The sequence below is a fragment of the Escherichia sp. KTE31 genome (genome assembly GCF_000407925.1).
GTDB classification, from domain to species: Bacteria; Pseudomonadota; Gammaproteobacteria; order Enterobacterales; family Enterobacteriaceae; genus Escherichia; species Escherichia ruysiae.
Genome location: NZ_KE136723.1, coordinates 170037 through 188745 on the forward strand (window position 1 = coordinate 170037; position 18709 = coordinate 188745).

General features: G+C 52.6%; 18 protein-coding genes. 16 read left to right on the plus strand and 2 right to left on the minus strand.

Annotation, left to right across the window (positions count from 1 at the left end; genetic code table 11):
• Window positions 1-39 precede the first annotated feature (39 nt).
• The 11 genes from flgB to flgL all read left to right on the plus strand — a co-directional run bounded on the left by flgB (window position 40) and on the right by flgL (window position 9972).
• Window positions 40-456, plus strand: a complete 417-nt coding sequence (flgB, locus tag WES_RS12605) for a flagellar basal body rod protein FlgB (RefSeq protein ID WP_000884707.1) — start codon at window positions 40-42, stop codon at window positions 454-456.
• A gap of 3 nt (window positions 457-459) precedes the next feature.
• Complete coding sequence (gene flgC, locus WES_RS12600; RefSeq protein ID WP_001196460.1) at window positions 460-864, plus strand: flagellar basal body rod protein FlgC; 405 nt, start codon at window positions 460-462, stop codon at window positions 862-864.
• 11 nt (window positions 865-875) lie between these two features.
• Window positions 876-1571 carry a flagellar hook assembly protein FlgD gene (flgD, locus tag WES_RS12595; protein WP_016158057.1) on the plus strand — a complete coding sequence of 232 codons (696 nt, stop codon included), beginning with the start codon at window positions 876-878 and terminating at the stop codon, window positions 1569-1571.
• Between the two features lie 24 nt (window positions 1572-1595).
• Window positions 1596-2801 (plus strand): flagellar hook protein FlgE, encoded by a 1206-nt coding sequence (flgE, locus tag WES_RS12590; RefSeq protein WP_016158058.1) that lies wholly within the window; start codon window positions 1596-1598, stop codon window positions 2799-2801.
• A 19-nt stretch (window positions 2802-2820) separates the two neighbouring features.
• The gene (flgF, locus tag WES_RS12585; RefSeq protein WP_016158059.1) at window positions 2821-3576 is read left to right on the plus strand and encodes a flagellar basal-body rod protein FlgF; all 756 of its coding nucleotides are present in this window, start codon (window positions 2821-2823) and stop codon (window positions 3574-3576) included.
• Window positions 3577-3713: 137 nt separating this feature from the next.
• Window positions 3714-4496, plus strand: coding sequence for a flagellar basal-body rod protein FlgG (gene flgG / locus WES_RS12580; protein WP_000625837.1), 783 nt, complete (start codon window positions 3714-3716; stop codon window positions 4494-4496).
• Between the two features lie 52 nt (window positions 4497-4548).
• The gene (gene flgH / locus WES_RS12575; RefSeq protein ID WP_010354268.1) at window positions 4549-5247 is read left to right on the plus strand and encodes a flagellar basal body L-ring protein FlgH; all 699 of its coding nucleotides are present in this window, start codon (window positions 4549-4551) and stop codon (window positions 5245-5247) included.
• Window positions 5248-5258: 11 nt separating this feature from the next.
• On the plus strand, window positions 5259-6356 hold the full coding sequence (gene flgI / locus WES_RS12570) for a flagellar basal body P-ring protein FlgI (RefSeq protein ID WP_000589336.1): 1098 nt from the start codon (window positions 5259-5261) through the stop codon (window positions 6354-6356).
• Entirely contained in the window at window positions 6356-7297 is a 942-nt protein-coding gene (gene flgJ / locus WES_RS12565; RefSeq protein ID WP_016158060.1) for a flagellar assembly peptidoglycan hydrolase FlgJ, read from the plus strand. Before flgI ends, flgJ begins: the two co-directional genes overlap by 1 nt.
• Window positions 7298-7362: 65 nt before the next feature.
• Entirely contained in the window at window positions 7363-9006 is a 1644-nt protein-coding gene (gene flgK, locus WES_RS12560) for a flagellar hook-associated protein FlgK (protein ID WP_016158061.1), read from the plus strand.
• A gap of 12 nt (window positions 9007-9018) precedes the next feature.
• Window positions 9019-9972, plus strand: a complete 954-nt coding sequence (flgL, locus tag WES_RS12555) for a flagellar hook-associated protein FlgL (protein ID WP_016158062.1) — start codon at window positions 9019-9021, stop codon at window positions 9970-9972.
• A gap of 194 nt (window positions 9973-10166) precedes the next feature.
• On the opposite strand, the gene rne is transcribed toward flgL, so the two are convergent.
• The gene (gene rne / locus WES_RS12550) at window positions 10167-13355 is read right to left on the minus strand and encodes a ribonuclease E (protein ID WP_016158063.1); all 3189 of its coding nucleotides are present in this window, start codon (window positions 13353-13355) and stop codon (window positions 10167-10169) included.
• 572 nt (window positions 13356-13927) lie between these two features.
• Here rne and rluC point away from each other — a divergent pair.
• Window positions 13928-14887, plus strand: a complete 960-nt coding sequence (rluC, locus tag WES_RS12545; protein ID WP_024191101.1) for a 23S rRNA pseudouridine(955/2504/2580) synthase RluC — start codon at window positions 13928-13930, stop codon at window positions 14885-14887.
• A gap of 116 nt (window positions 14888-15003) precedes the next feature.
• Here the strand turns inward: rluC and yceF are convergent, their stop codons facing one another.
• Window positions 15004-15588 carry a 7-methyl-GTP pyrophosphatase gene (gene yceF, locus WES_RS12540; RefSeq protein WP_010352275.1) on the minus strand — a complete coding sequence of 195 codons (585 nt, stop codon included), beginning with the start codon at window positions 15586-15588 and terminating at the stop codon, window positions 15004-15006.
• Between the two features lie 198 nt (window positions 15589-15786).
• On the opposite strand from yceF, the gene yceD reads away from it, so the two are divergent.
• From yceD to fabH, 4 genes are all read left to right on the plus strand, one after another.
• Window positions 15787-16308, plus strand: a complete 522-nt coding sequence (yceD, locus tag WES_RS12535; RefSeq protein WP_001174481.1) for a 23S rRNA accumulation protein YceD — start codon at window positions 15787-15789, stop codon at window positions 16306-16308.
• 51 nt (window positions 16309-16359) lie between these two features.
• Window positions 16360-16533: a 50S ribosomal protein L32 gene (rpmF, locus tag WES_RS12530; protein ID WP_000290727.1), complete on the plus strand. Its 174-nt coding sequence runs from the start codon at window positions 16360-16362 to the stop codon at window positions 16531-16533.
• An 80-nt stretch (window positions 16534-16613) separates the two neighbouring features.
• The gene (gene plsX, locus WES_RS12525) at window positions 16614-17684 is read left to right on the plus strand and encodes a phosphate acyltransferase PlsX (RefSeq protein ID WP_000197577.1); all 1071 of its coding nucleotides are present in this window, start codon (window positions 16614-16616) and stop codon (window positions 17682-17684) included.
• Window positions 17685-17751: 67 nt separating this feature from the next.
• Window positions 17752-18705 (plus strand): beta-ketoacyl-ACP synthase III, encoded by a 954-nt coding sequence (gene fabH, locus WES_RS12520; RefSeq protein WP_000288127.1) that lies wholly within the window; start codon window positions 17752-17754, stop codon window positions 18703-18705.
• The last annotated feature ends 4 nt before the right edge of the window (window positions 18706-18709 follow it).

Here is an 18709-nt window from a genome sequence, read left to right on the forward strand (position 1 = left end):
TTAAGCTGACGGCAGAATTTTGATACCTGCGGAGGAGATATGCTCGACAAGCTCGATGCCGCCTTACGTTTTCAACAAGAGGCGCTCAATCTGCGCGCCCAGCGTCAGGAAGTGCTGGCGGCAAACATCGCCAATGCCGATACCCCTGGTTATCAGGCGCGCGATATAGATTTTGCTAGCGAACTTAAAAAAGTGATGCAGCGTGGACGGGATGAAACCAGCGTGGTCGCCCTGACTATGACCTCAACGCAACACATTCCGGCGCAGGCGCTGACGCCTCCTACCGCAGAACTGCAATACCGTATTCCGGACCAGCCTTCGCTGGACGGTAATACCGTCGATATGGATCGCGAACGTACCCAGTTTGCCGATAACAGCCTGCAATACCAGATGAGCCTTAGTGCGTTGAGCGGGCAAATCAAAGGCATGATGAATGTTTTACAGAGCGGAAATTAACGGATGGCACTGCTGAATATTTTTGATATCGCCGGATCGGCGTTAACTGCTCAGTCCCAGCGTCTGAACGTGGCGGCCAGTAATCTGGCGAATGCCGACAGTGTGACTGGCCCAGACGGACAACCTTATCGGGCAAAACAGGTGGTGTTCCAGGTGAATGCCGCGCCAGGCGCTGCAACGGGCGGCGTAAAGGTTGCCGATGTTATTGAAAGTCAGGCTCCGGACAAACTGGTTTATGAGCCGGGTAATCCTCTGGCGGACGCGAAGGGCTACGTGAAAATGCCAAACGTTGATGTTGTCGGGGAGATGGTTAACACCATGTCGGCGTCGCGCAGCTATCAGGCCAACGTGGAAGTGCTCAACACGGTGAAAAGCATGATGCTGAAAACCCTCACGCTCGGTCAATAAAGGAGAAAGCCATGTCCATTGCGGTAACCACCACCGATCCGACAAATATCGGCGTCAGCACTACCAGCAGTAGTTCGATCACGGGCAGTAACGCCGCAGATTTACAAAGCAGTTTTCTGACTTTGCTGGTGGCACAGCTGAAAAACCAGGATCCGACCAATCCAATGGAAAACAACGAGCTGACGTCGCAACTGGCGCAAATCAGCACGGTCAGCGGGATTGAAAAACTCAATACAACGCTCGGTTCGATTTCCGGGCAGATAGACAACAGTCAGTCGCTACAGGCCAGTAACCTGATTGGTCATGGTGTGATGATCCCCGGCACCACCATTCTTGCCGGAACCGGCAGTGAAGAAGGCGCGGTAACCACGACCACACCGTTCGGTGTTGAACTGCAACAGGCGGCAGATAAAGTCACTGCCACTATCACTGATAAAAACGGCGCGGTTGTGCGCACTATTGATATCGGTGAACTGACCGCCGGCGTCCATAGTTTCACTTGGGACGGTACGTTAACTGACGGCACAACCGCTCCAAATGGTTCTTATAACGTGGCGATTAGCGCCAGTAACGGTGGTACGCAGTTAGTGGCTCAACCGTTGCAGTTTGCTCTGGTGCAGGGCGTGATTCGCGGCAACAACGGGAACACACTGGATCTTGGTACTTACGGCACCACCACGCTCGACGAAGTACGGCAGATAATCTAAGCCTTCACATTTCAGGAGTCAGTCATGGCCTTTTCTCAAGCGGTAAGCGGATTAAACGCTGCCGCCACCAACCTCGATGTCATTGGCAACAATATCGCCAACTCCGCCACCTATGGCTTTAAATCCGGCACGGCTTCATTTGCTGATATGTTCGCGGGTTCTAAAGTGGGACTGGGGGTAAAAGTTGCCGGCATCACCCAGGATTTTACCGATGGCACGACCACCAATACCGGACGTGGTCTTGACGTTGCTATCAGCCAGAACGGTTTTTTTCGCCTGGTAGACAGCAACGGCTCGGTGTTTTACAGCCGTAACGGGCAATTCAAACTCGATGAAAACCGCAACCTGGTGAATATGCAAGGTTTGCAATTGACGGGCTATCCGGCAACCGGCACGCCACCGACCATTCAGCAAGGGGCGAATCCGACCAATATTTCGATTCCAAATACCCTGATGGCGGCAAAAACCACCACCACGGCGTCGATGCAGATCAACCTGAACTCCAGTGATCCGCTTCCGTCAGTGACTATCTTCGATGCCAGTAATGCGGATAGCTATAACAAAAAAGGCTCGGTGACTGTTTTCGATAGTCAGGGCAATGCTCACGACATGAACGTCTTTTTTGTGAAGACCGGGGATAATAACTGGGATGTTTACACCCAGGACAGCAGTGATCCAACAGGCACAGCGAACCACGCAACGACGCTAGCGTTTAATGCCAATGGCATATTGACTTCGGGGGGGACAGCGAACATTACCACTGGCGCAATTAACGGCGCAGATCCTGCCTCATTCTCGTTAAGTTTCCTCAATTCTATGCAGCAAAACACCGGCGCGAACAACATTGTGGCAACCACCCAGGACGGCTACAAACCTGGCGATTTGGTGAGCTATCAAATCAACGATGACGGCACGGTAGTCGGTAACTATTCCAACGAACAAACCCAGTTGCTGGGGCAGATTGTACTGGCGAACTTCGCTAACAACGAAGGACTGGCGTCCGAAGGCGATAACGTCTGGTCTGCGACGCAATCTTCTGGCGTGGCGCTGCTGGGCACTGCCGGAACGGGTAATTTTGGCAGTCTGACCAACGGCGCGCTGGAAGCGTCCAACGTCGATCTCAGCAAAGAACTGGTCAATATGATTGTCGCCCAGCGTAACTATCAGTCTAACGCCCAGACCATCAAAACCCAGGATCAGATCCTTAACACGCTGGTTAACTTACGCTAATCGCTGACGGGATAGCTCAATGGATCACGCAATCTATACCGCAATGGGCGCCGCCAGCCAGACGCTGAATCAACAGGCGGTAACCGCCAGTAATCTGGCCAATGCCTCTACGCCCGGTTTTCGCGCGCAGTTAAACGCCTTGCGCGCAGTGCCGGTGGAAGGGCTTTCTCTGCCCACGCGCACGTTGGTAACGGCGTCAACGCCGGGTGCAGACATGACACCCGGCAAGATGGATTACACCTCGCGCCCGCTGGACGTTGCATTACAGCAGGACGGCTGGCTGGCCGTGCAGACTACTGACGGCAGCGAAGGGTATACGCGTAATGGCAGCATTCAGGTTGATCCCACCGGGCAACTGACGATTCAGGGGCATCCGGTGATTGGCGAAGCGGGGCCAATTGCTGTGCCGGAAGGGGCAGAAATCACTATTGCCGCCGATGGCACTATTTCGGCGCTGAATCCCGGCGATCCGGCAAATACAGTCGCGCCAGTGGGTCGTCTGAAACTGGTGAAAGCCACGGGCAGTGAAGTACTGCGTGGTGATGACGGTATTTTTCGTTTAAGTGCGGAAAGCCAGGCAACGCGTGGCACGGTGCTGCAGACGGACCCGACGTTGCGCGTGATGCCGGGCGTACTGGAAGGCAGTAACGTCAATGCCGTTGCGGCAATGAGCGACATGATTGCCAGTGCGCGGCGTTTTGAAATGCAGATGAAGGTGATCAGCAGCGTCGATGATAACGCAGGCCGTGCCAACCAACTGCTGTCGATGAGTTAATTGAACGATTGATGACATTGCAATAAAAGCGCGCGGACTGTTCCCTCGCCCCTTTGGGGAGAGGGTTAGGGAGAGGGGAAATTCGCACCGCCGCGTGCTTTTGCTCTGCTTGTCAGCAATCCACCACAGGACATTTTATGATCAGTTCATTATGGATCGCTAAAACGGGTCTCGACGCCCAGCAAACCAATATGGACGTTATTGCCAACAACCTGGCAAACGTCAGCACCAACGGTTTTAAGCGCCAGCGGGCGGTGTTTGAAGATCTGCTTTATCAAACTATTCGCCAGCCTGGCGCACAGTCTTCCGAACAAACTACCTTACCATCCGGGTTGCAAATTGGCACCGGTGTGCGTCCGGTCGCCACTGAGCGTTTACACAGTCAGGGCAATCTGTCGCAAACCAATAACAGCAAAGATGTTGCCATCAAAGGGCAGGGTTTTTTCCAGGTCATGCTGCCGGATGGTTCATCAGCCTATACCCGTGACGGCTCTTTCCAGGTGGATCAGAACGGGCAACTGGTGACGGCCGGTGGCTTTCAGGTGCAGCCAGCAATCACCATTCCGGCGAATGCGTTAAGTATCACCATTGGTCGTGATGGCGTGGTAAGCGTTACCCAGCAAGGTCAGGCCGCTCCGGTTCAGGTTGGGCAACTCAATCTCACTACCTTTATGAACGACACCGGGCTGGAGAGTATTGGTGAAAACCTCTACACCGAAACGCAATCCTCCGGTGCGCCGAATGAAAGCACGCCAGGCCTGAACGGTGCAGGGCTGTTGTATCAAGGGTATGTTGAAACGTCTAACGTCAACGTGGCGGAAGAACTGGTCAATATGATTCAGGTGCAACGCGCTTACGAAATCAACAGTAAAGCGGTATCCACCACCGATCAGATGCTGCAAAAACTGACGCAACTCTAAGGCATAACCGGCGGCAGGTTCACCGGTTTACTGATTTTTGAAGATGATAGCCATGCAAAAAAATGCTGTGCACACTTACGCCATTTCCAGCTTGTTGGTGCTTTCACTATCCGGCTGTGCCTGGATACCCTCCACGCCGCTGGTGCAGGGGTCGACCAGTGCACAGCCGGTTCCCGGACCGACGCCCGTTGCCAACGGTTCTATTTTTCAGTCTGCCCAGCCGATTAACTATGGCTATCAACCGCTGTTTGAAGATCGCCGGCCGCGCAATATTGGTGACACGCTGACCATTGTGTTGCAGGAGAACGTCAGCGCCAGCAAGAGTTCCTCCGCTAATGCCAGCCGCGATGGCAAAACCAGCTTCGGTTTTGATACCGTGCCACGCTATTTGCAGGGGCTGTTTGGTAACGCCCGCGCCGATGTCGATGCCTCTGGCGGCAATAGTTTCAACGGTAAAGGCGGTGCTAATGCCAGCAATACCTTTAGCGGCACATTAACAGTGACGGTCGATCAGGTGCTGGTCAACGGTAACCTGCATGTAGTGGGCGAAAAACAGATCGCCATTAATCAGGGCACCGAATTTATTCGCTTCTCCGGCGTGGTCAATCCACGCACCATCAGCGGCAGCAATACCGTACCGTCTACTCAGGTGGCGGATGCGCGCATTGAGTACGTGGGTAACGGCTACATTAACGAAGCGCAAAATATGGGCTGGTTACAGCGTTTCTTCCTTAACCTGTCGCCAATGTAAGTGAGGCTGTGGTGATTAAATTTCTCTCTGTGTTCATTCTTCTGCTGGTTGCGACGGTGGCGCAGGCCGACCGTATTCGCGATCTCACCAGCGTTCAGGGCGTACGGCAAAACTCGCTGATCGGTTATGGCCTGGTCGTTGGCCTGGATGGTACGGGCGACCAGACGACCCAGACGCCGTTTACCACTCAAACGCTTAATAACATGCTCTCGCAGTTGGGTATTACCGTTCCGACTGGCACTAATATGCAACTCAAAAACGTGGCTGCGGTAATGGTGACGGCGTCGCTTCCGCCATTTGGTCGCCAGGGGCAAACCATCGACGTGGTGGTTTCTTCTATGGGGAACGCCAAAAGTTTGCGTGGCGGCACGTTGTTGATGACCCCGCTTAAGGGCGTTGATAGCCAGGTGTATGCGCTGGCGCAGGGCAACATTCTGGTTGGCGGCGCGGGCGCATCGGCGGGAGGCAGCAGTGTCCAGGTTAACCAACTGAACGGCGGACGGATCACTAATGGTGCGATTATTGAGCGCGAATTGCCCAGCCAGTTTGGCGCTGGCAATACCCTCAATTTGCAGCTCAATGAGGAAGATTTCACCATGGCGCAGGAAATTGCCGATACCATCAACCGCACACGTGGATACGGTAACGCTACGGCGTTAGATGCGCGAACCATTCAGGTGCGCGTGCCGAGTGGCAACAGTTCCCAGGTGCGTTTCCTTGCCGATATCCAGAATATGCAGGTTAATGTCATCCCGCAGGACGCCAAAGTGATTATTAACTCGCGTACTGGTTCAGTGGTGATGAACCGTGAAGTGACGCTGGACAGTTGCGCGGTAGCGCAGGGGAATCTCTCGGTTACGGTAAATCGTCAGGCTAATGTCAGTCAGCCTGACACACCGTTTGGTGGCGGGCAGACCGTGGTAACGCCACAAACCCAGATCGACTTACGCCAGAGCGGTGGTTCGCTGCAAAGCGTACGTTCCAGCGCCAGCCTCAATAACGTGGTGCGCGCGCTCAATGCGCTGGGCGCTACGCCGATGGATCTGATGTCCATACTGCAATCAATGCAAAGCGCGGGATGTCTGCGGGCAAAACTGGAAATCATCTGATGATTAGCGACAGCAAACTACTGGCGAGTGCCGCCTGGGATGCGCAATCGCTTAACGATCTGAAAGCGAAAGCGGGCGAAGATCCTGCGGCAAATATTCGCCCGGTTGCCCGCCAGGTGGAAGGGATGTTCGTGCAGATGATGCTGAAAAGTATGCGTGAAGCCCTACCGAAAGAGGGTCTGTTCAGCAGCGAGCACACTCGCCTCTACACCAGTATGTATGACCAGCAGATTGCCCAACAGATGACGGCGGGAAAAGGTCTGGGACTGGCGGAGATGATGGTTAAGCAGATGACGCCAGAACAACCACTGCCAGATGAAGCGACACCAGCGGCACCGATGAAATTCCCGCTCGAAACCGTGGTGCGTTATCAAAATCAGACACTCACGCAGCTGGTGCAAAAAGCCGTGCCACGCAACTACGATGATTCACTGCCTGGTGACAGTAAAGCATTCCTCGCCCAACTCTCATTGCCCGCACAACTGGCAAGCCAGCAAAGCGGTGTGCCACATCATCTGATCCTCGCCCAGGCTGCGCTGGAATCAGGCTGGGGTCAACGGCAAATTCGTCGTGAAAATGGTGAACCAAGCTATAACCTGTTTGGCGTCAAAGCCTCCGGCAACTGGAAAGGACCGGTGACTGAAATTACCACCACCGAATATGAAAACGGCGAAGCGAAAAAAGTGAAGGCGAAGTTTCGGGTTTACAGCTCTTATCTTGAAGCATTGTCGGATTATGTTGGACTGTTAACGCGTAATCCGCGTTACGCTGCCGTGACGACCGCCGCAAGCGCCGAGCAGGGGGCACAGGCATTACAGGACGCGGGCTATGCTACCGATCCTCACTATGCCCGCAAACTCACCAATATGATTCAACAGATGAAATCGGTAAGCGACAAGGTGAGTAAAACCTACAACATGAGTATCGATAATCTGTTCTGAACAACTCAAGTCCGGCGGGTGTCTGCCGATAATGCTCTGTAATTGAAAGCTTATAAGGAACCTCCATGTCCAGCTTGATCAATAACGCCATGAGCGGACTTAACGCGGCTCAGGCGGCGTTAAATACGGCGAGTAATAATATTTCCAGCTATAACGTTGCCGGATATACCCGTCAAACGACCATTATGGCGCAGGCCAATAGCACTCTGGGTGCAGGTGGCTGGGTTGGCAATGGCGTCTACGTTTCTGGCGTGCAGCGTGAGTACGACGCCTTTATTACCAACCAGTTACGTGCGGCGCAGACCCAGAGTAGCGGCCTGACTTCCCGCTATGAACAGATGTCGAAAATTGACAATATGCTCTCTGGTAGCACCACGTCGCTGGCAACACAGATGCAGGACTTCTTCACCAGTCTGCAAACGCTGGTCAGCAACGCGGAAGATCCAGCAGCACGTCAGGCGCTGATTGGTAAATCAGAAGGGCTGGTGAATCAGTTTAAAACCACCGATCAGTATCTGCGCGACCAGGACAAACAGGTCAATATCGCGATAGGTGCAAGCGTTGACCAGATCAACAATTACGCTAAACAAATCGCCAGCCTGAACGATCAAATCTCGCGCCTGACAGGTGTGGGGGCAGGGGCGTCACCCAACGATCTCCTGGATCAACGCGATCAACTGGTTAGTGAATTAAACCAGATTGTTGGTGTAGAAGTCAGCGTTCAGGATGGCGGCACTTATAACATCACGATGGCCAATGGTTACTCGCTGGTACAAGGTAGCACGGCGCGCCAGCTTGCGGCAGTACCGTCCAGCGCCGATCCTTCTCGTACCACTGTCGCTTATGTTGATGGGACAGCAGGCAATATTGAGATCCCGGAGAAGTTACTGAATACCGGGTCGCTGGGCGGCATTCTGACATTCCGTTCTCAGGATCTTGACCAGACGCGCAATACGCTCGGGCAACTGGCGCTGGCATTTGCCGAGGCTTTCAATACCCAACATAACAAGGGATTTGATGCCAATGGTAAGGAAGGGCAGGATTTCTTTGCCGTCGGGAAGCCGGCTGTACTGGAGAATACTAAAAACCAGGGTAACAGCGCGATTAGCGCCACCGTGACCGATGGCTCCGCCGTGCTGGCGACAGATTACAAAATCTCCTTTAGCAACGATCAGTGGCAGGTCACCCGCCTTGCCAGCAATACCACTTTTACGGTGACGCCTGATGCTGACGGTAAAGTCACGTTTGATGGTCTGGAGTTGACGTTTACTGGCACACCAGACGCTAACGACAGCTTTACGCTGAAACCGGTAAGCGATGCCATCGTCAACATGGATGTTTTAATCACCGATGAAGCAGAAATCGCCATGGCGAGTGATAAAACGGCTGGTGAGAGCGACAACCGCAATGGTCAGGCGCTGCTGGATTTGCAAAGCAACAGTAAAACGGTGGGCGGGGCGAAATCCTTTAACGACGCCTATGCCTCGTTGGTCAGCGACATCGGTAATAAAACCGCTACCTTGAAAACCAGCAGTACTACGCAGGGTAATGTGGTGACGCAGCTTTCTAATCAGCAGCAATCTATTTCCGGCGTCAACCTCGACGAAGAGTACGGCAACCTGCAACGTTTTCAACAGTATTACCTGGCGAATGCGCAGGTTTTGCAGACGGCGAACGCCATTTTTGATGCGCTGATTAACATTCGCTAAGGGAGAGAAAAAATGCGTTTCAGTACTCAAATGATGTACCAGCAGAATATGCGCGGTATCACCAGTTCTCAGGCTGAATGGATGAAGTACGGCGAACAGATGTCGACGGGTAAGCGAGTCGTTAACCCTTCAGATGATCCCATTGCTGCATCACAAGCCGTAGTGCTCTCACAAGCGCAGGCGCAAAACAGCCAGTACACGCTGGCGCGTACTTTTGCCACTCAAAAAGTGTCACTGGAAGAGAGTGTGCTTAGCCAGGTGACCACTGCTATCCAGAATGCTCAGGAGAAAATTGTCTATGCCAGCAACGGCACCTTGAGTGACGATGACCGGGCATCGCTGGCAACGGATATTCAGGGGCTACGTGACCAGTTGTTGAATCTGGCGAATACCACTGACGGTAACGGGCGCTACATTTTTGCGGGTTTTAAAACAGAAACCGCGCCGTTTAGCGAAGAGAAAGGTAAATATGTCGGCGGAACAGAAAGTATTAAGCAACAGGTCGATGCTTCGCGTTCGATGGTGATAGGGCATACCGGCGACAAAATTTTTAATAGCATTACCAGTAATGCTGTAGCGGAACCAGACGGTAGCGATTCTGAAACCAATCTTTTTGCCATGCTGGATAGCGCCATTGCGGCGCTTAAAACACCGATTGCGGATAGTGAAGCGGATAAAGAAACCTCCGCTGCGGCGTTAGATAAAACCAACCGTGGCCTGAAAAACTCGCTGAATAATGTGCTCACCGTACGCGCGGAATTAGGCACACAGCTGAACGAGCTGGAGTCGCTTGATTCTTTAGGTAGCGATCGCGCTTTAGGCCAAACGCAGCAGATGAGTGATTTGGTTGATGTGGACTGGAACGCGACTATTTCATCTTACATCATGCAGCAAACGGCGTTGCAGGCGTCGTACAAAGCGTTTACTGATATGCAGGGGTTATCGCTTTTCCAGCTCAACAAATAAGCACTTTTTCAAACATATCATGAAACTGGGTATGTTTTGTCTGCCTGCTCTGGGATCGCCGGGGCGGGCATTTTTTTGCCTGATTTGAGTAGTTGGCTAGCAAGAATGCCATTTGATGAATTTGAATCTGTTGATTCAAAGATGAAATAAAAAGCCCCAGCGATTGCCAGGGCTTGATTACTTTGAGCTAATGATTACTCAACAGGTTGCGGACGCGCAGGAGCGGCAGAGGCATGATGCGTTGCCGTATGACCACCTGCGGCACCTTTACCTTCGAAGGCAAAAGTAGGGCGCTGCCAGTCACTGTGACGCGGTGCTTCCGGAACATATTCCGGAGCCGGAGCGCGTGTCATCGGCGCGGTAGCGTGGTTATGCTCAGCTGCGACCTCAGGTTCAACAGCGGCTACCGTTTCAACTTCTGCTGCGACTTCAGCGACCACAGGTGCGGCAGGTTGAGCGACAACTTCAGGTTCGGCAACCACAACCCCGGCAGTTTCAGCCACTTCTTCAATATCTGCCGTCTCTTCCTGTGGTTCAACCACTGGCTCCGCATGTTCTGCAACGTCCTGTGCTACAGCAACATCAGCCTCGGCAATCACCTGTGGCTGTTCAGTTACCGCTGCGGCAATCACTTCAGGATGCGTCGTTTCAACCACTTCCGGTTGCGCTTGTGCAACCTGAACTGGTGCTTCTACGGTTTCGGTCACTTCTTCAATAACCGGCGCAGTAACGACGGGTTCGACGGCGGCGGCGACAGGAACTTCAGTCACCATCGGCTGCATCTGTACTTCTTCCTGTTCGCGTTGCTCTTCAACCTGTACATCTTGCGGACGTACTACCGGATAGCGAATCCAGACTTTGCCAGAGGCCAGTTCAGGAGACGCACACGCTACGGTTAATGGCATTGGTGACTGAACCGGATAACGCTCATCACGATAGCGGCGACGACGCTGACCACTCACGCGCAGGTGGCGCGGCGAGCGGCGAGAACGACGCGGCATACCACCGTTGTCACGGTTATCGGCATTGTTCTCTTCTTGTTGTTGTTCCGGCGCAGTTTGTGCAACGACTGGCAATGGTACTTTCACCAGTTCAGTACGCTGGGCAGGCGCTTCCTGCATAACAGGTTTGGCGGCGACGGTTTCTTCAACCACCGGTGCGGCTACTACTTCTTCCGCAACGCTTTGCTCGTAACGCACTTTCTGATTTAGCTGGCGCTGTTTACGACGCGGCTGAACCGGACGTACACGCTCCTCCTGTTCGGTTTCCTGAACAGATTGCTCTTCAACATTCAGTGCCTTCGCTTCTTGTTGTACCTGACGTTTATCATCGTTGCGGCGACGACTACGCTCACGACGCGGTGCTTGCTGCTCGTCGGTGGTACGCGCTTTTTCTGTTACATCAGTCTGCTGACGGTTCTCACGCGTCTCGGCAGTCTGCTGCTGTGACTGGCGACGATTACGACGGTTTTCTTCGCGATTATCGCTACCCTCTGTACGTTCGCTACGCGTGTCGCGGCGTTCATTACGGTCACGGCGATTATTCTGACGAGGCTTGCGGCGATCCTGTTGACGTTCCGGTTTCGCTTCTGCTTTCGGTGCAGGCTGCTCGGTTGGTTTGGTTTCTTCACCACCGCTGAACAGCGATTTCAGGGCGCTGAAGAGACGGCTTAACAGGCCTGGTTGGGCAGGAGCCGCAGGCGTAGTCGGCGCTGCTTTAGGCGCCGGAGCTGCTGCAGGTGCTACAGGTTCAGCCGGGGCTGGAGCAGGTGGCACATCCGGCATGGCAAAAGTTGCCAGTGCAGGTTGTTCCGGACGTTTACGCTCCGCAAACTCTTCTTCTGACGGCAGCGCCATTGCTTCTTCATGCAGCTTCGGCAGCATGTAGCTTAAGGTCGGCGTCTCTTCCCCTTTACGCACGCGCAGTACGTGGTAGTGCGGAGTTTCCATCTGATCGTTTGGTACAATCACACAGCGCACGCCGTCCTGACGGGTTTCAATTGCATTTACCGCAGAACGTTTTTCGTTCAGCAGGTAAGAGGCAATAGGGACAGGAACAATAGCGTGGACTTCCTGAGTGTTCTCTTTCAGGGCTTCTTCTTCAATCAGACGCAGAATAGAGAGCGACAGGGATTCATTATCACGCACGGTGCCAGTACCAGAGCAACGCGGGCAGACGTGATGGCTGGATTCACCCAGCGACGGGCTCAGGCGCTGACGGGACATCTCCAGCAGGCCAAAGCGAGAGATATGACTGATTTGAATACGCGCACGATCCTGACGTACTGCTTCACGCAGACGGTTTTCTACGGCACGCTGGTGGCGTACTGGCGTCATGTCGATGAAGTCGATAACAATCAGACCGCCGAGGTCACGCAGGCGTAGCTGACGAGCAATTTCATCGGCAGCTTCCAGGTTGGTGTTAAACGCGGTTTCTTCGATATCGCCGCCGCGAGTTGCACGAGCGGAGTTGATGTCGATGGCGGTTAATGCTTCGGTGCTGTCGATAACAATGGAGCCACCAGACGGCAGACGGACTTCACGCTGGAAAGCGGACTCGATCTGCGATTCGATCTGGTAGTGGCTGAACAGTGGAATTTCACCCGTGTACAGTTTGATTTTGCTGCTGAAATCCGGGCGACCTAATGCAGCGATATGCTGACGCGCCAGTTCGAGTACTTTCGGGTTATCGATAAGGATTTCGCCGATGTCCTGGCGTAAGTAATCGCGGAATGCGCGAACGATAACATTGCTCTCCTGATGGATCAGGAACGGAGCAGGGCGACTTTCAGCGGCTTTTTTGATTGCTTCCCAGTGTTTCAGACGGAAGCTTAAATCCCATTGCAGCGCCTCAGCAGATTTGCCGACGCCTGCGGTGCGCACGATAAGCCCCATGCCTTCAGGCAGTTCGAGGCTCGCCAGTGCTTCTTTTAATTCGGTACGGTCGTCGCCTTCAATACGGCGAGAAATGCCACCCGCGCGCGGGTTGTTCGGCATCAGAACCAGATAGCTACCCGCCAGACTGATAAAGGTGGTTAATGCCGCGCCTTTGTTGCCGCGCTCTTCTTTATCGATCTGAACAATGACTTCCTGACCTTCACGCAACACATCTTTAATGTTGGGGCGACCATGAGCACTGTAGTTAGCAGGGAAATATTCGCGGGCAATTTCTTTTAGTGGGAGGAAACCATGACGTTCAGCGCCGTAATCAACAAAAGCAGCTTCCAGACTCGGTTCAATGCGGGTGATTTTACCTTTGTAGATGTTCGCCTTTTTCTGTTCATGCCCTGGACTTTCGATATCCAGATCATACAGACGCTGCCCATCTACAAGGGCAACGCGCAACTCTTCCTGCTGAGTTGCGTTGATTAACATTCTTTTCATCGTAACTTACTCATTATTCTTACATTGACGACTAAGCTGCGGGCAAAGTAACGCCTTTCCGGGTGTGAACCGATGGCCTCGTGTCTAGTCGCGTCGCCAACCTCACGGTTATCGTCAGCTCAAAGAGGCGCAGAGTGTCGGTTGCCCGTTTTTCATGCGGAAAAACAGCGCAATTATCAGAGAAACAGACTGGGTATTACTCTCCAGAAATATTTCCATCTACCGGTAAGGACTGCAACCCGCAGCCCGCTAACTGCCTGAAAGATCAATACGTCTTACGCCATTGCTGCGTTGATGATCGGTCGGGCAAAATGGGGTATTCCGTAAAATTTCTTGTTTTAACAAGGTTGGACACGGAAACGTTCTCATTATTCCACTGCAAGCCTTGTTATAGCAAGATGACTTTTACCATTTATCACCCACTTACTCACAGTTTTTTCACTTCTTGCTGGCGATTGGTTTAATAACCATCAATTAAGTGATTGCACTGGGAAGTAATAAGGTGCAGAACTAAATATAAGCATAGAAAAATGAGTGGCGCGAATCCTGTTGGCTATTTAGAATCGCCCACCATGAAAACAGAGACTCCATCCGTAAAAATCGTTGCTATCACCGCTGATGAAGCGGGGCAACGTATCGACAACTTTTTGCGTACCCAATTGAAAGGCGTACCAAAAAGTATGATTTACCGTATTTTGCGTAAAGGCGAAGTGCGGGTGAACAAAAAACGTATTAAGCCTGAATATAAACTCGAAGCTGGTGATGAAGTGCGTATTCCGCCGGTTCGCGTTGCCGAACGGGAAGAAGAGGCCGTTTCGCCGCATCTGCAAAAAGTGGCGGCGCTGGCGGACGTCATCTTATATGAAGATGATCATATCCTGGTGCTCAATAAACCCTCAGGTACGGCGGTGCATGGCGGCAGTGGTTTAAGTTTCGGCGTTATTGAAGGGCTGAGGGCGTTGCGCCCGGAAGCGCGATTTCTTGAACTGGTGCATCGACTCGACCGGGACACTTCAGGTGTATTGCTGGTAGCGAAAAAACGTTCGGCGTTACGTTCTCTGCATGAGCAATTACGTGAAAAAGGGATGCAAAAAGATTACCTGGCGCTGGTACGCGGTCAGTGGCAGTCGCACGTGAAGAGTGTCCAGGCTCCGCTGCTGAAGAATATTCTGCAAAGCGGCGAACGTATTGTGCGTGTGAGCCAGGAAGGTAAACCGTCAGAAACGCGCTTCAAAGTGGAAGAACGCTATGCGTTTGCCACGCTGGTTCGTTGCAGTCCGGTTACCGGACGTACACACCAGATCCGTGTGCATACTCAATACGCTGGTCATCCGATTGCGTTTGATGATCGTTACGGCGATCGTGAGTTTGATCAACAGCTCACTGAGACCGGAACGGGGCTGAAGCGTTTGTTCCTGCACGCGGCAGCGTTGAAGTTTACCCATCCGGGAACGGGTGAGGTGATGCGTATCGAAGCGCCGATGGATGATGGTCTGAAGCGTTGTTTGCAGAAACTGCGTAATGCGCGTTAATACAAACATATAAGCCAGATATAATGGGTGGTAGACCTGATAAGGTGTTTACGTCGCGTCAGGCTGCCAGAACCGATTGCCGGATGCGGCGTAAATGCTTTATCCGGCAGACAAAACTACCCCATCAGCGGGTTTTTCCCTTCCCGACGTAACATCTGACAGAGCGCGATGAGCGGTAAACCAACCAGCGTGTTAGGGTCACGTCCTTCTAAACGTTCGAATAGCGTAATGCCAAACCCTTCACTCTTAAAACTGCCAGCGCAGTGTAGGGGATGTTCTTTACGCACGTAATTATCAATCTCCGCCTCGCTTAAGTGGCGGAAATGAACGTCAAAAGGTTCCACTTCCGTTTGCAGATGCCCGCTCGCCGAATTAAACAGCGCCAGCCCAGTATAGAAGGTGACAATATTGCCGCTGGCTTTGCGTAATTGCAGACGCGCATTTTCTTCCGTTAACGGTTTACCGGTGATTTCGCCATCAAGAACACACACCTGGTCTGAACCGATAATTAAATGAGAGGGATAACGTGATGCTAAGGATTGCGCTTTTTCTTGCGCCAGCCGGAGCACCAGCTGGCGCGGCGATTCATCGCTATGCGGGGTTTCGTCGACCTCCGGAGCGGCACATTCGAAAGAGATTTGTAGTTTTTCAAGTAAGGCGCGGCGCCAGGGCGAAGTGGAGGCTAAAATAAGTTTAGACATATTTTTTTCCATCAGATATAGCGTATTGATGATAGCCATTTTAAACTATGCGCTTCGTTTTGCAGGTTGATGTTCGTTATCAGCACTGAACGAAAATAAAGCAGTAACCCGCAATGTGTGCGAATTATTGGCAAAAGGCAACCACAGGCTGCCTTTTTCTTTGACTCTATGACGTTACAAAGTTAATATGCGCGCCCTATGCAAAAGGTAAAATTACCCCTGACTCTCGATCCGGTTCGTACGGCTCAAAAACGCCTTGATTACCAGGGTATCTATACTCCTGATCAGGTTGAGCGCGTCGCCGAATCCGTAGTCAGTGTGGACAGTGATGTGGAATGCTCCATGTCGTTCGCTATCGATAACCAACGTCTCGCAGTGTTAAACGGCGATGCGAAGGTGACGGTAACGCTCGAGTGTCAGCGTTGCGGGAAGCCGTTTACTCATCAGGTCTACACAACGTATTGTTTTAGTCCTGTGCGTTCAGACGAACAGGCTGAAGCACTGCCGGAAGCGTATGAACCGATTGAGGTTAACGAATTCGGTGAAATCGATCTGCTTGCAATGGTTGAAGATGAAATCATCCTCGCCTTGCCGGTAGTTCCGGTGCATGATTCTGAACACTGTGAAGTGTCCGAAGCGGACATGGTCTTTGGTGAACTGCCTGAAGAAGCGCAAAAGCCAAACCCATTTGCCGTATTAGCCAGCTTAAAGCGTAAGTAATTGGTGCTCCCCGTTGGATCGGGGATAAACCGTAATTGAGGAGTAAGGTCCATGGCCGTACAACAGAATAAACCAACCCGTTCCAAACGTGGCATGCGTCGTTCCCATGACGCGCTGACCGCAGTCACCAGCCTGTCTGTAGACAAAACTTCTGGTGAAAAACACCTGCGTCACCACATCACTGCCGACGGTTACTACCGTGGCCGCAAGGTCATCGCTAAGTAATCACGCATCTGCGTGATGAAGCTTAGTGAGGATTTTCCCCAGGCAACTGGGGAAAGACCAAACCGGGCGGCGACGATACCTTGACACGTCTAACCCTGGCGTTAGATGTCATGGGGGGTGATTTTGGCCCTTCTGTGACAGTGCCTGCAGCTTTGCAGGCACTGAACTCTAATTCGCAACTCACTCTTCTTTTAGTCGGTAACCCCGACGCCATCACGCCATTACTTGCTAAAGCTGATTTTGAACAACGTTCGCGTTTGCAGATTATTCCTGCGCAGTCAGTTATCGCCAGTGATGCCCGGCCTTCGCAGGCTATCCGCGCCAGTCGCGGTAGCTCAATGCGCGTGGCGCTGGAGCTGGTGAAAGAAGGTCGAGCGCAAGCCTGTGTCAGTGCTGGCAATACCGGGGCGCTGATGGGGCTGGCTAAATTATTACTCAAGCCCCTGGAGGGGATTGAGCGCCCGGCGTTGGTGACGGTGTTACCGCATCAACAAAAGGGCAAAACGGTGGTTCTCGATTTAGGAGCCAACGTCGATTGTGACAGCACAATGTTGGTGCAATTTGCCATTATGGGCTCAGTTTTGGCTGAAGAGGTGGTGGAAATCCCAAATCCTCGCGTGGCGTTGCTCAATATTGGTGAAGAAGAAGTAAAGGGTCTCGACAGTATTCGGGATGCCTCAGCGGTGCTTAAAACAATCCCTTCTATCAATTATATCGGCTATCTTGAAGCCAATGAGTTATTAACTGGCAAGACAGATGTGTTGGTCTGTGACGGCTTTACAGGAAATGTCACATTAAAGACGATGGAAGGTGTTGTCAGGATGTTCCTTTCTCTGCTGAAATCTCAGGGAGAAGGGAAAAAACGGTCGTGGTGGCTACTGTTATTAAAGCGTTGGCTACAAAAGAGCCTGACGAGGCGATTCAGTCACCTCAACCCCGACCAGTATAACGGCGCCTGTCTGTTAGGATTGCGCGGCACGGTGATAAAAAGTCATGGTGCAGCCAATCAGCGAGCTTTTGCGGTCGCGATTGAACAGGCAGTGCAGGCGGTGCAGCGACAAGTTCCTCAGCGAATTGCCGCTCGCCTGGAATCTGTATACCCAGCTGGTTTTGAGCTGTTGGACGGTGGCAAAAGCGGATCTCTGCGGTAGCAGGACGCTGCCAGCGAACTCGCAGTTTGCAAGTGACGGTATATAACCGAAAAGTGACTGAGCGTACATGTATACGAAGATTATTGGTACTGGCAGCTATCTGCCCGAACAAGTGCGGACAAACGCCGATCTGGAAAAAATGGTGGATACCTCTGACGAGTGGATTGTCACTCGTACTGGCATCCGCGAACGCCACATTGCCGCGCCAAACGAAACCGTTTCTACCATGGGCTTCGAAGCGGCGACGCGTGCAATTGAAATGGCGGGCATTGATAAAGACCAGATTGGCCTGATCGTTGTGGCAACAACTTCTGCCACGCACGCCTTCCCGAGCGCAGCATGTCAGATTCAAAGCATGTTGGGCATCAAAGGTTGCCCGGCGTTTGACGTTGCTGCAGCCTGTGCAGGTTTCACCTACGCGCTGAGCGTAGCCGATCAATATGTGAAATCTGGTGCGGTGAAGTATGCTCTGGTCGTCGGTTCCGATGTACTGGCGCGCACCTGCGATCCAACAGATCGCGGGACCATTATCATTTTTGGCGACGGCGCGGGCGCTGCGGTGCTTGCTGCCTCTGAAGAGCCTGGAATTATCTCCACGCATCTTCATGCCGATGGCAGCTATGGTGAATTGCTGACATTGCCTAACGCCGACCGTGTGAATCCAGAAAATTCAATTCATCTGACCATGGCGGGCAACGAAGTCTTCAAGGTTGCGGTAACCGAGTTGGCGCACATCGTTGATGAGACGCTGGCGGCAAATAACCTTGATCGTTCCCAACTGGACTGGCTGGTTCCGCATCAGGCGAACTTGCGTATTATCAGCGCGACGGCGAAAAAACTCGGCATGTCGATGGACAATGTCGTCGTGACGCTGGATCGACACGGTAATACCTCTGCCGCTTCTGTGCCTTGTGCACTTGATGAAGCTGTACGCGACGGGCGTATTAAGCCTGGACAGCTGGTTCTGCTTGAAGCCTTTGGCGGTGGGTTCACCTGGGGCTCCGCGCTGGTTCGTTTCTAGGATA

Coding starts and splice junctions, on each gene's coding strand:
- flgB (WP_000884707.1), top strand. CDS start 40: ATGCTCGACAAGCTCGATGCCGCCTTACGTTTTCAACAAGAGGCGCTC.
- flgC (WP_001196460.1), top strand. CDS start 460: ATGGCACTGCTGAATATTTTTGATATCGCCGGATCGGCGTTAACTGCT.
- flgD (WP_016158057.1), top strand. CDS start 876: ATGTCCATTGCGGTAACCACCACCGATCCGACAAATATCGGCGTCAGC.
- flgE (WP_016158058.1), top strand. CDS start 1,596: ATGGCCTTTTCTCAAGCGGTAAGCGGATTAAACGCTGCCGCCACCAAC.
- flgF (WP_016158059.1), top strand. CDS start 2,821: ATGGATCACGCAATCTATACCGCAATGGGCGCCGCCAGCCAGACGCTG.
- flgG (WP_000625837.1), top strand. CDS start 3,714: ATGATCAGTTCATTATGGATCGCTAAAACGGGTCTCGACGCCCAGCAA.
- flgH (WP_010354268.1), top strand. CDS start 4,549: ATGCAAAAAAATGCTGTGCACACTTACGCCATTTCCAGCTTGTTGGTG.
- flgJ (WP_016158060.1), top strand. CDS start 6,356: ATGATTAGCGACAGCAAACTACTGGCGAGTGCCGCCTGGGATGCGCAA.
- flgK (WP_016158061.1), top strand. CDS start 7,363: ATGTCCAGCTTGATCAATAACGCCATGAGCGGACTTAACGCGGCTCAG.
- flgL (WP_016158062.1), top strand. CDS start 9,019: ATGCGTTTCAGTACTCAAATGATGTACCAGCAGAATATGCGCGGTATC.
- rne (WP_016158063.1), bottom strand. CDS start 13,355: ATGAAAAGAATGTTAATCAACGCAACTCAGCAGGAAGAGTTGCGCGTT.
- rluC (WP_024191101.1), top strand. CDS start 13,928: ATGAAAACAGAGACTCCATCCGTAAAAATCGTTGCTATCACCGCTGAT.
- yceF (WP_010352275.1), bottom strand. CDS start 15,588: ATGTCTAAACTTATTTTAGCCTCCACTTCGCCCTGGCGCCGCGCCTTA.
- yceD (WP_001174481.1), top strand. CDS start 15,787: ATGCAAAAGGTAAAATTACCCCTGACTCTCGATCCGGTTCGTACGGCT.
- rpmF (WP_000290727.1), top strand. CDS start 16,360: ATGGCCGTACAACAGAATAAACCAACCCGTTCCAAACGTGGCATGCGT.
- fabH (WP_000288127.1), top strand. CDS start 17,752: ATGTATACGAAGATTATTGGTACTGGCAGCTATCTGCCCGAACAAGTG.